This is a genomic window from uncultured Sulfitobacter sp., from assembly GCF_947497275.1.
GTDB lineage: Bacteria > Pseudomonadota > Alphaproteobacteria > Rhodobacterales > Rhodobacteraceae > Sulfitobacter.
Window position 1 is genome coordinate 92769 of the sequence record NZ_CANMFS010000006.1, and the last position, 11901, is coordinate 104669.

General features: G+C 61.3%; 11 protein-coding genes. 8 read left to right on the top strand and 3 right to left on the bottom strand.

Going from position 1 to position 11901, the window contains the following annotated elements; translation table 11 throughout:
- Nucleotides 1–268: 268 nt before the first annotated feature.
- The 8 genes from Q1A06_RS13500 to Q1A06_RS13535 all read left to right on the top strand — a co-directional run bounded on the left by Q1A06_RS13500 (nt 269) and on the right by Q1A06_RS13535 (nt 8769).
- Nucleotides 269–892, top strand: a complete 624-nt coding sequence (locus Q1A06_RS13500; protein ID WP_299564491.1) for a sugar transferase — start codon at nt 269–271, stop codon at nt 890–892.
- Nucleotides 893–1072: 180 nt separating this feature from the next.
- The gene (locus Q1A06_RS13505; RefSeq protein WP_299564988.1) at nt 1073–2962 is read left to right on the top strand and encodes a nucleoside-diphosphate sugar epimerase/dehydratase; all 1890 of its coding nucleotides are present in this window, start codon (nt 1073–1075) and stop codon (nt 2960–2962) included.
- 122 nt (nt 2963–3084) lie between these two features.
- On the top strand, nt 3085–5250 hold the full coding sequence (locus Q1A06_RS13510; protein WP_299564493.1) for a YjbH domain-containing protein: 2166 nt from the start codon (nt 3085–3087) through the stop codon (nt 5248–5250).
- Between the two features lie 23 nt (nt 5251–5273).
- The gene (locus tag Q1A06_RS13515; RefSeq protein ID WP_299564496.1) at nt 5274–5951 is read left to right on the top strand and encodes a YjbF family lipoprotein; all 678 of its coding nucleotides are present in this window, start codon (nt 5274–5276) and stop codon (nt 5949–5951) included.
- A gap of 147 nt (nt 5952–6098) precedes the next feature.
- Nucleotides 6099–6350, top strand: a complete 252-nt coding sequence (locus Q1A06_RS13520) for a hypothetical protein (protein WP_299564499.1) — start codon at nt 6099–6101, stop codon at nt 6348–6350.
- A gap of 109 nt (nt 6351–6459) precedes the next feature.
- The gene (locus Q1A06_RS13525; RefSeq protein WP_299564502.1) at nt 6460–7317 is read left to right on the top strand and encodes an SDR family oxidoreductase; all 858 of its coding nucleotides are present in this window, start codon (nt 6460–6462) and stop codon (nt 7315–7317) included.
- Nucleotides 7318–7905 carry an exopolysaccharide biosynthesis protein gene (locus Q1A06_RS13530; RefSeq protein ID WP_299564505.1) on the top strand — a complete coding sequence of 196 codons (588 nt, stop codon included), beginning with the start codon at nt 7318–7320 and terminating at the stop codon, nt 7903–7905. It begins immediately after the preceding gene.
- 135 nt (nt 7906–8040) lie between these two features.
- On the top strand, nt 8041–8769 hold the full coding sequence (locus Q1A06_RS13535; RefSeq protein WP_299564990.1) for an ion transporter: 729 nt from the start codon (nt 8041–8043) through the stop codon (nt 8767–8769).
- Here the strand turns inward: Q1A06_RS13535 and dxs are convergent.
- The 3 genes from dxs to Q1A06_RS13550 are packed head-to-tail and all read right to left on the bottom strand — an operon-like array spanning nt 8766 to nt 11815.
- A complete protein-coding gene (gene dxs, locus Q1A06_RS13540; protein WP_299564508.1) occupies nt 8766–10694 on the bottom strand; it encodes a 1-deoxy-D-xylulose-5-phosphate synthase in 1929 nt (642 codons plus the stop codon). The two genes, Q1A06_RS13535 and dxs, sit on opposite strands and share 4 nt — an antisense overlap.
- Nucleotides 10695–10704: 10 nt before the next feature.
- A complete protein-coding gene (locus tag Q1A06_RS13545; RefSeq protein ID WP_299564992.1) occupies nt 10705–11535 on the bottom strand; it encodes a farnesyl diphosphate synthase in 831 nt (276 codons plus the stop codon).
- A 37-nt stretch (nt 11536–11572) separates the two neighbouring features.
- Complete coding sequence (locus Q1A06_RS13550) at nt 11573–11815, bottom strand: exodeoxyribonuclease VII small subunit (protein ID WP_299564511.1); 243 nt, start codon at nt 11813–11815, stop codon at nt 11573–11575.
- Nucleotides 11816–11901: the final 86 nt, after the last annotated feature.

Genomic DNA, 11901 nt, shown 5'->3' on the forward strand with positions numbered 1-11901 from the left:
GTCGAAGGTGGCAAGTATTGGCAGGGTTTGGTGCGGTTTTGTCGTGCGAGGGTCGCACATGTTGCGGTTTCGGCGCGGCGGACCACATTTTATGCGACGAGGCACGATGCAGGCACAAAGTATCGCGGGCGGTCGGTGGCGCGATTGCGCAGGGTGCGGGACGGCCGATGGATGATATTCAGGTCGCGGCCTTGTCGTCGCTGCTGTGCCACTGCTTTCGCTGCAGCGCCTTTATAGCTCCGCGCGCCTCTGGCTGTGAGGTGCAGCGATGACATGGCAAAAGCGCCTGTTCGACCTTTTGTTGGGCGGGCTGTTGGTCATCGTGCTGGGCCCGATCATTCTGGCGCTGGTTGTGTATGTCTATCTGAAACAGGGCAGGCCGCTGTTTTACGTGGCTGAGCGGATGAAATCGCCGGATCAGTCTTTCGGCCTGTTGAAATTCCGGACGATGACGGTCGTCGACCGGGGACAGGATGTGTCGGGCGCGCATAATGCGGCACGCATCACGCCGGTCGGGGCACGTCTGCGGGCGAAGCGGCTGGATGAATTTCCACAGCTGTGGAATATCCTGAAGGGGGATATGTCATTTGTCGGACCGCGCCCGCCGCTGCGCGCCTATGTCGAGCGGTTTCCCGAGATTTACGGCGCGGTGCTCAGGTCGCGCCCCGGTGTGACGGGGCTTGCCTCGATCCGGTTTCACAAGCATGAGGAACGGCTGTTGGCGCATTGCAAGACGGTTGCGCAGACCGACGACGTCTACAGCCGCATCTGCGTGCCTCGCAAGGCACGGCTTGACCTCATCTATCAACGCAATCAGAACCTTTGTTACGATGTGAAGCTGATCGTACAGACCGCGGCGAACCTGTTCCGGCGCAGCGGGCGAAAGCATTGATCATTGGCCGTTATCCGCCACTTTGATCCGGCTTTACCAATTGTTGCACTTTTTTCTGCAAATACGGTAGTGTAGCGCAAAATTTCCGGTACCACCGCTCCCGGTGCATTTGCGCGATTCGGGGCCGGGATCGTTATGAGTGCGTCGTTTTACAAGGCCGAGGGCGGTTGTTTGCTAATTATGCTTAGCTGGATCAAGTCACTGAACAAATCGCAGAAGCGCCGGATTATGCTGGTGCTCGATGCGGCAATCGTGCCGGTTGCGCTGGTCTTCGCGTTTGCGGTGTTCGATCTTCCGGGGGGCCTTGGCTCCAACCTGTACAGCTATCTGCCGGTGTTGCCTTATATGCTGGCCGCCGCTGTCGGGCTATCGTTCTGGATCGGGATCGGCGACATCCAGGTCAGCGCGTTCGAGGCCTCTGCCGTGGGTTTGACGGCTGTCTACGCAGCCTTGCTGACCGGAGCATCGCTGATATTCAGCGATATTGCCGGCCTGAACCTGCCGGTCGGGTTTCACATGGTGTTCGGCGTGGTTTTCTTTTGTCTGGCGGTGGCCAGCCGTGCCGTGATGCTGCAGCTGGTGCTGGCCGTCTATCGCCACAGCGCCGATCGGTGCCGCGTGTTGATTTACGGCGCGGGTACGACCGGCGCGCAGCTGGTCTCGGCGTTGCGCGGCCACGAAACCATCGAACCCGTCGCCTTTGTCGACGATAACAAGGGGTTGCAGGGTATGAGCGTGGCCCGCTTGCCGGTCTACACCCCGGTGCGGATTTCAGAGCTGGTCAAGGAAAAGCAGATCGACCGCGTGTTGCTTGCGGTTCCGTCGCTGAGCCGGCCCAAACAAGCGCAGATCGCGCGCAAACTTGAGAAAATGGGGCTTGAAGTGCAGACTTTGCCCTCGTTCTCGCAGCTGATCGGTGAGAAGGCGCTTGTCGACAAGCTGACCCCGGTTTCAGCGCAGAGCTTTCTGGGGCGTGCCGAAGTGGACCACCCGCTGGGCGATGCGCGCATGACCTACGCGGGCAAGGTCGTGCTGATTTCGGGCGCGGGCGGGTCTATCGGGTCCGAGCTGTGTCGCCAGGTGCTTGACTGCAAGCCGTCCAAGATAATCCTGTTCGAGTTGAGCGAGCTTGGCCTGTACCAGATCGACATGGAGATGCGCAGCATCGCCGAGCAGGAGGAGATCGCGGTGGACATTCTGCCGGTGCTCGGGACGGTTACGGACAGCCGTCAGGTGCGCAAGCTGCTGACCGTCCATGGCGTGCAGGTCGTTCTGCACGCGGCTGCGTACAAACATGTGCCACTGGTCGAAGCAAATCCGCTGACGGGATTGGTGAACAACGTCTTCGGAACGCAGACACTGGCAGAGCAGGCCGCGAAGGCGGGAGTCGAGCGGTTCATCCTGATTTCATCGGACAAGGCGGTCAGACCTGCGAACGTGATGGGCGCGTCAAAGCGGCTGGCCGAGATGGTCGTGCAGGACCTTGCCCAACGCGCCGGGAGTACGGGCACCACTGTCTTTTCGATGGTGCGGTTCGGGAACGTCCTGGGGTCTTCGGGGTCCGTCGTACCGCTGTTTCAGGAGCAGTTGAGCAGGGGTGGTCCGCTTACCGTGACCGACAAGGGGGTGGAACGCTACTTCATGACGGTGCAGGAGGCGGTCAAGCTGGTGCTGCAGGCGGGGGCGATCAGCCGCGGCGGCGAGGTTTTCGTTCTGGATATGGGCAAGCCGGTTCCGATCCTGCAACTTGCCCGGCAGGTGATCGAAAGCGCCGGGTATGAAGTGCGCGATGCGGACAATCCGGATGGTGACATCGAGATCGAAATAACGGGCCTGCGTCCCGGCGAAAAGATGACCGAAGAGCTGACGCTGTCAGATGACGTGATCGGGACGGTCTACCCCAAGATCTTCTCGACCCGTGAGGAAGGGTTGTCGCAGATTGAAATCGCCAGTGCGCTGCGCAGTCTGCGCGAAGCCTTCGTCGCCAGTGACGAAGACAGGGCCCGCGAAGTCGTGCGTCGGTGGGTCGAAGGCTTCCACGAAACCGTGGCGCTGGTCAGCGCATCCTGAAGGCACAGCGCAGATTTGTCACGACATTCACCGCTGCGCCGCCGAATGCCGAGTGCATGTTGCCATCGGGCCTTGTGAAGTGTCATAAGCAGGGCGAGCATATGCCGGGCAGAGAGCAGAAAATGATCCGACGCGCAGTACACAGAACAACACGCATTCTAGCGATCGGCACAACGGTTGCATCCCCCTCGTTTCTGGCGGCCCAGGATGCGGATGCGGTGTTCCGCACGCCGGACCGGCCCTCGCTGAACTTTTACGGGGCGGCGGGTCTGATCGACATGCCGTCGGGCGAGGCGATGCCAGATGGCCAGTTCACCGTTGGCGTATCCAGCTTTGGTGGACAGACGCGGACCACATTGACATTTCAGGCCATGCCACGGATCTCGGCGAGCTTTCGCTATTCCGGCATCGATGGGTTGGACATCGACGGACGGGACACCTACCGCGACCGCAGTTTCGATGTCCGCTTTCTGGTCAACCGCGAGGGGCGATATCTGCCCTCGGTGACGGTCGGGCTTCAGGATTTCGCCGGTACCGGTATCTATGCAGGCGAATTCGTGGCGGCGACGAAGAATTTCTCGGGCGGGCGTTTGCCCGGAAACCTCAAGGCGACGGTGGGTGTTGGCTGGGGCCGGTTTGGCAGCTCCGGCAGCATCGGCACGCCCTTCGGCGAGGACCGTCCAAGTTTTGATTCATCGACGCGCGGTGGCGAATTGTCGACCGATCAGTGGTTTCGCGGGCAGATGGCGCCGTTCGCCGGCCTTGAATGGCAGCTCAACGACAAGTGGGGGCTGAAGGCGGAGTACAGTTCGGATGCCTACGATGCCGAACAGGCTGATGGCGTTTTCGACCGCGATTCACGGTTCAATTTCGGCGCGGAATACCAGGTATCGGATTCCATCCGCGTGGGCGGATATTATCTCTACGGCTCCGAGATCGGGGTCAATCTGGCAATGCAGCTGAATCCCAAGCGGCCCGCGTCGGCCTTGCGCATCGCGGCACCGCGCCCCTATGACGTGCGGCCCGCGCGGCGCGTAGATCCGCAGGCGTACAACGGCGATTGGGCCGCGTCGCAAAGCGGTGCGTCGACAGCCGTGCGCGATGCTCTGGTTCCGTTGCTGGAGGCCGAGGGCCTGGTCCTGGTCGAAACGAAAACGACCGCGTCCACCACGGAGGTCCGCTATACCAACGAACGATACGGCGCGACGACGGTTTCCGTCGGTCGGGTGGCGCGTGCGATGGCGCGGGTTCTGCCGGCGTCGGTCGAAACTTTCCGCATTGTTCCTGTCGTGGACAACCTGGCGCAATCGGCCATTGTGTTGCGGCGTTCGGATCTTGAGGCGCTGGAAACACATCCCAACGCGTCGGATGCCTTGTTGGCGGTTGCGGGCATCGACAGCGCGGCCCCGAACCTTCCGGGCGGCGCGCACAACGAGGACCTGTTCCCGGCGTTCAACTGGTCGCTTGGCCCGTTCATCGAGCAAAGCTATTTCGATCCGGATGAACCAGTGCGTGTTGACGGTGGTATCCGCCTGAACCTGTCCTATCAACCAGCCCCCGGATGGACGGTGGCGGGCGAGGTCCGGCACCGCCTGTTCGGCAATGTTGGCGACACCGACCGCGAGAGCGATTCCGTTCTTCCGCGTGTCAGAACGAACGCTCCGCTATACGCACGAGGGTCGGACACGATGCTGCGGAGATTGTACGTTAACCGGCAATGGAAACCGGCACCGGATTACTACGCGCGCATGACGGCGGGCTATCTTGAGAAAATGTACGGCGGTGCTTCGGCAGAGGTCCTTTGGAAGCCCGCCACCAGCCGGCTCGCATTTGGTGTAGAAGCGAATTACGTCAAGCAGCGCGATTTTGATCAACGTTTCGGATTTCAGGACTATACCGTCGCGACGGGCCACGCCTCGGCGTATTATGAATTCGACAATGGTTTCATCGGTCAGCTCGATGTGGGCCGATACCTCGCGGGCGACACCGGCGCGACTGTGACCCTTGAACGGGAGTTCGACAACGGTTGGAAGGTCGGCGGGTTCTTCACGCTCACCGATGTGTCTTCGGATGATTTTGGCGAGGGATCGTTTGACAAGGGGATCACGCTTACGATTCCGGTGGAATGGTTCGTCGGGCGTTCCGATCGGCGGAAATTCGGGACCACCATCCGCCCCGTCCTGCGAGACGGCGGCGCGCGGCTGAGTGTTCCAAACCGACTGTACGATCAGGTGCGAAGTGGTCACCGCAACTCACTTGTAGGCAATTGGTCAGGGGTTTGGGAATGATGCGTGTCGCAAGGCGTGTTGGTTTGGCCGTCGTCGCGGCGGCGCTTCTTGCCGGGTGCGGATCCGAGAGTTCAACACAGCAGAGTTTGGCCGGGTTAATCGGCGGGACATTGAAGCAGGGTGTCGACGCGCGCCGTGCCGGTCGGCCCGCCAAAGTTGTCGTAACGCCCAAGATGCTTGCGGAGACCAAGGTTGCGGCGCTTCAGGTCAATCCTGAAATCGCGGGTGGCAGCGACTTCTTGCAGCGCGTTGCGACCCGCGATGATTCGGTTCCGGGGCGTGTCGAAATCTGGAAATCATCGGATAACGCGCTGGTCTTCCTTAGAAATGGCGTCGTTGTCGGCACACGTGGCGTCGGCGGCGATATTATTTCTGCAGATGCAGCATTGACAGTACGGGCGCTCGCGAATCGCGCGAGTGCAAGCGGTGTGCGGGAATATATTCTGTCAGACGGTGACGTAACGACGACCCGAATGCAGTTTCGGTGCACCGTGACAGTTGCCGAAAGAGGGTCAGTTACCGTCGTGAATCAACGGTTTAATGCAACCCGCATGCAAGAGGCCTGTATTGGGGGGCCAACAGGTGATCTGCGGATCGACAATGAGTACTGGGTAGAGGATTCAACAGGGCTGGTACGCAAGTCCCGGCAGTGGGTTGGCCTGAAATCCGGCTATTTTGAATTGATCCTCCTCAAGAGTTAGACTTTTTCGCAACAGTACGCTGAAATTGGGCAGAATAATTCCGACAGAAATTTTTAGCCCGTTGTGAAGCCGATAACTTTCCACTAGGTTCCAAACAAGAATGAACATGGGTTTCGGCTCGATCATTAGTAACATAGGATGACTAAAATGTTGAAAACACTCTCCGCCTCCGCTTTGATTGCCGCTCTGGCAACTTCTTCCTTTGCGGGTTCCTTGAACACAGCGACATACGAAGCTGAGCCAGCTGACGAAGGTGTTTTCGTTCCGAAAGTCGGTTCCGGCATCGGCCTTCCAGTTGTTGTTGGTGCCGTTGCAGCAGCAGCCGTTCTGGCAGCAGTCATCGACAACAACGATGATGACGACGACGCGACCGGCACAACCGGCGGCGAAGAAGACTAATATTCAAGTCACGGACTTGGATCAAGCGGCCTTCCCCTGGCGGGGGAGGCCGTTTTTTCGTGCGTATCTTCCGGGTATTGACTGACATACGCGTCTCTCAGGAGGACCGATGGACAAACGATTGTTGTGCTTTGGTTATGGATACAGCGCGCGCGCGCTTGCCGCGCGTCTGGTGCCCGAAGGGTGGCACATCGTCGGCACGACCCGCAGCACGCAGAATTTCGATCGGATCGCCGCAACGGGCGTCGAACCGCTGTTGTGGCCAGGGACCGATCCGCGCACACTGGTGCAGGAGTTCCCCAACGTCCTCATATCCGCCGCGCCGGAGGCGGGCCGCGATCCGGTGCTTGATGTGTTGCGCGATGCGTTCCAAGCCGCTGCGCCGAAGATGCGGTGGGTGGGTTATTTGTCGACAACCGGTGTGTACGGCGATCATCAGGGCAACTGGGTCGATGAACGATCACCGCTGAACGCGCAAATGGAGCGTAGTCGCGCGCGCATCAGAGCCGAAGCCGACTGGCTTGGGCTTTCGGATCTGCCGCTGCATATCTTTCGACTGGCCGGCATCTATGGGCCGGGGCGGGGGCCGTTCGAAAAGCTGCGTCGCGGGACTGCACGGCGGATCATCAAGCCGGGGCAGTTATTTGGCCGCATCCATGTCGACGATATCGCGGCGGCGCTGGAGCTGTCGCTCGAAGCGCCCGCAGGTCCGGCAATCTTTAATCTGACCGACGATGTGCCGGCCCCACCGCAGGACGTCATCGCTTTTGCCGCGAGCCTTCTGGGCCTTCCCGTGCCGCCTGAAGAACCGTTCGAGGATGCGGCGCTTTCCGGCATGGCGCGCAGCTTTTATAACGATAACAAGCGGGTCCGGAACGATCATGCCAAAAGGACGTTGGGATGGAAGCTGATCCATCCCGATTACAGGAGCGGCCTTGCCGCCAATCTGGCCCTCGCCGAACGTTGAATGTCGAAAACGAAAAACCGTATTTTGGCTGATCTGCTCGACAGTATCGAGAACGCCGCGCGGGAAAGCGATCCGGTATCGGTACGCGATGTTCTGGGACAGATCGGGACCAACTCGATCATGCCAGCCGTATTGGTGGTGACGATCCTTCTGGTGTCTCCCTTGTCCGGCATTCCCGGTGTTCCGTCATTTTCCGCAGCCCTCGTTATTCTGCTGTCGGCGCAGGCGCTTGGCGGTCGCAGGCGTCTCTGGCTCCCGGAATTTATGCTGCGGCGATCGTTGAAGGCGTCGCGGTTGATCGCGATGGTTGCGTGGCTGCGTCGGCCCTGCGCGTTCTTTGACCGGCTTACCCGCCCCCGCCTCATGTGGCTGAGCGGTGGGATCATACGGTTCGGAACGCTGGCGTGCTGCGTGGTGATCCCGTTGGGCTGGCCCCTGCTGGAGATTCTGCCGCTGGTATCGTCACTGGGCGCGGGGACGATCGCGTTGCTGGTTTTCGGGCTGTTCACCCGCGACGGCCTCTTCGTGATCGCAGGCTATCTGATGATCGCGCTCACGTTGTCGCTCGGGTTGTTCTTTCTCATCTGAAGGCGGCTGCCGACGCCTTGCTGCGGCGCGGCGATACGGCCATATAGGGCGAAGTTGCCGGCCAAGGAGACCAGCGTGAGCACACAGACATCCCTAAGCACATTTCTGGAATCTTCGCGCATTCGGAACATCATTCTGTACGTGATTCTGTTCAACGCCGTTATCCTCGGTCTGGAAACATCCGACGCCGTGATGGCGCGCGCGGGCGAGTTGATCCTTACGCTCGACAGAATTTGCCTCGCGATTTTCGTGGCGGAGCTGGTGGCAAAGCTGATCGCCTATCGGCTTCGGTTCTTTCGCGACGGCTGGAACGTGTTCGACTTCGTCATCGTCGGGCTGTCGCTGGTACCTGCGGCGCAAGGGTTTTCTGCCCTGCGTGCCTTGCGGATCCTGCGGGTGCTGCGCGTTGTCTCGGCCGCGCCGCGCCTGCGCCGCGTGGTCGAAGGGTTCGTGACCGCCTTGCCGGGGATGGGGTCCGTATTTCTACTGATGGCTCTGATCTTCTACATCGGTGCCGTGATGGCGACCAAATTGTTCGGGTCAAGCTTTCCCGACTGGTTCGGGACGCTGGGCAGATCGGGGTATTCGCTGTTCCAGATCATGACGCTGGAAAGCTGGTCGATGGGGATCGTGCGTCCGGTAATGGAGGTGTACCCCCACGCATGGGGGTTCTTCGTTCCGTTCATCATGGTTACGACGTTCGCCGTCGTGAACCTGCTGGTTGGTCTGATCGTGAACTCGATGCAGGACGCGCATCAGGAGGAATCGGTCGCGTCGACCGACGCATACCGCGCCGATATGCAAGAGAAGCTGCTGACCCTCGAAGCAAAGCTGGACCAGTTGATCGCTGCGCGCAGGGACTAGGCGCTTTGCGCGCCGATTTGCCCGATCCCTAGCGTATCGAGCACCTTGGCTTCGATCTGTTCGGCGTTCATGCCGGCGACCGCATACATGTCCGCCGGGCTGGCTTGGTCGATAAAGATATCGGGCAGCACCATCGAGCGGTATTTCAGCCCGGCGTCGAACACGCCTTCTTCCGCCAACAGCTGTGCGACGTGGCTGCCGAAACCGCCGACCGCACCTTCTTCGACGGTAATCAACGCCTCGTGGTCGCGGGCGAGGCCGAGGATCATATCGCGGTCCAGCGGTTTGGCAAACCGCGCGTCGGCGATTGTCGGGTCGATTCCACGTGCGGCCAAAGCTTCGGCGGCTTTTTCAACCTCATCAAGGCGGGTGCCGAATGACAAGAGCGCCACGCGGCTACCGGTACGGATCATGCGGCCCTTGCCGATGTCCAGCGGTTTGCCCCGTTCCGGCATCTCGACACCGCGCCCCTCGCCGCGTGGAAAGCGAAAGGCGATAGGGCCCGCATCATGCGCGGCGGCAGTCGCGACCATGTGTTTCAGCTCCGCCTCATCGGCGGCGGCCATCACAACGAAACCGGGCAGATTGGCGAGATAGGCGATATCGAAGGCACCCGCATGGGTCGCGCCGTCGGCGCCGACCAGCCCTGCACGGTCGATGGCGAAACGCACCGGCAACCGCTGGATCGCGACGTCATGCACGACCTGATCGTAGCCGCGTTGCAGAAACGTCGAATATATCGCGCAAAACGGTTTCATCCCGCCGGCGGCAAGGGCGGCGGAGAAGGTTACGCCGTGCTGTTCGGCGATGCCGACGTCGAAGCACCGCGAGGGGTAGCGTTCGGCGAAAAGGTTCAGGCCGGTGCCGTCGGGCATCGCGGCGGTCACAGCGCAGATCTTGTCGTCCGACGCCGCCTCACTCAGCAGCGCATCGGCGAACACGCGGGTATAGCTCGGCGCGTTCGACGGTGCTTTCTTTTGCTCGCCGGTGATCACGTTGAATTTCGCGGTGGCATGTCCGCGGTCGCGCGCCTTTTCGGCGGGGCCATAGCCCTTGCCCTTTTTGGTGAGCACATGGACCAGGATCGGTCCGGTCGCGCGGGCCTTTACCATGCGCAAAACCGGCAGCAACTGGTCCATGTCGTGCCCGTCTATCGGGCCGAGGTAGGAAAATCCCAACTGCTCAAACAGCGTTCCGCCGATGGCCATGCCCTTGAGCATGTCCTTCGCGCGTTTGGCCCCTTCGCGGAACGGGTAGGGCAGCAGACTGACCGCTCCCTTGGCCGCCAGTTTCAGGTCCTGAAACGGTTCTTCGGCGTACAGCCGACTGAGGTAGGCGGACATTGCGCCGACGGGTGGGGCGATGCTCATTTCGTTGTCGTTGAGGATGACGATCATCCGTTTCTTGAGGTGGCCCGCGTTGTTCATCGCCTCATAGGCCATACCCGCCGACATGGAGCCGTCACCGATCACCGCGATTGCGTCGCCGAGCCCCTCGGGCACCACGCCGCCCAGATCGCGCGCCACGGCAAAGCCCAAAGCTGCGGAGATCGAGGTGGAACTGTGCGCCGCGCCGAAGGGGTCATAGGGCGACTCGCTGCGCTTGGTAAATCCGCTCAGCCCGTCTTTCATCCGCAGGGTGCGAATCCGGTCGCGGCGTTCGGTCAGGATCTTGTGGGGATAGCATTGGTGGCCCACGTCCCAGATGATCTTGTCTTTTGGCGTGTCGAAAATTGCGTGCAGGGCCACCGTCAGCTCGACCACACCCAGACCGGCGCCCAGATGTCCGCCGGTGACGGAGACCGCCGAGATCGTTTCGGCGCGCACTTCCCCGGCAAGCTGGACAAGCTCGCGGTCGGAGAGCCGTTTCATATCGGCGGGGCGCTGGATGCGGTCCAGAAGCGGGGTGGCGGGTGTATCGGTCATGCGTTCGTCCCTAGTTCTTGCGCGCAATGACAAACTCGGCCGCTGCGCGCAAGGTCTCGGCATCGCTGCCATAAACAGATAGCGCATCGCAGGCCTCGTCAACCAGCGCGCGCGCGCGGGTCTTTGCGCCCGACAGCCCAAGAAGGGACACAAAAGTCGCCTTGCCTGCATCTGCATCCTTGCCCACGGCTTTGCCCACGGTCGCGGCGCAACCCTCAATGTCCAGAATGTCGTCGGCGATCTGGAACGCGAGGCCAAGAGCGCGTGCGTATCGGCCCAGCGCATTCGTGTCGTTGCGCGCCATGCGCGGCCCCGCCATCGCCGACCATTCGACAAGCGCACCTGTCTTGCCTGCCTGCAGCCGCGTGATCTGGTCGAGCGTAAGAGGCGCCGCCGCTGTTTCCGCCGCGATATCAAGCGCCTGACCGCCGACCATGCCGCGTACGCCCGCCGCGGTGGCGAGCGTTTGAACCAGCGTCAGCCGCGCGGCATCAGGCACACCGGCGTCTGCAACCAGCGTGAACGCCAGCGTCTGGAGCGCGTCACCCGCCAGAACGGCAGTGGCCTCGTCCCATTTACGGTGCACCGTGGGCTGGCCGCGCCGCGTGTCGTCGTCGTCCATACAGGGCAGATCGTCATGGACCAGCGAATAGGCGTGCAATGCTTCGATCGCCCCCGCCGCAGGGGCGGCATCGTCGGTCTCGACACCGTGCAAACGCGCGGATTCCAACACCAGAAAGGCGCGCAGCCCTTTGCCGCCGCGGGTTGCATACAACATTGCCTCGCGCACGGGGCCTTGGGTGCCTTCAAGCGCCTCCGCGATTTGCGTGGATGCGATCACGCGGGCATCTGCCAGCGCGCGCGCGAAGTTGCCCACCCTACAGTCCTTCGACCGGTTTCAGCCCCTGGGGATTGCCATCGGCGTCCAGCGTGATCGCCGCGACCTTTTCCTCGGCCTCTTTCAGCTTGGCCTCGCAGCGCGCCTTCAGGGCGGCGCCGCGTTCGTACAGGGCGATGCTTTCCTCGAGCGCCACATCGCCGCGTTCAAGCTGGCCCAGCACTTTTTCCAACTCGGCCATCGCCGCTTCAAAGCTCATGTCGTCTACGGGTGTGTCGGTCATAAAACGGCCCTCAAATCAGATACAGGCCGACACTAACGCCCTTCGTTCGCGGCGACCAGTGGTGCCGCCCGTCTGATTGTTGCGTT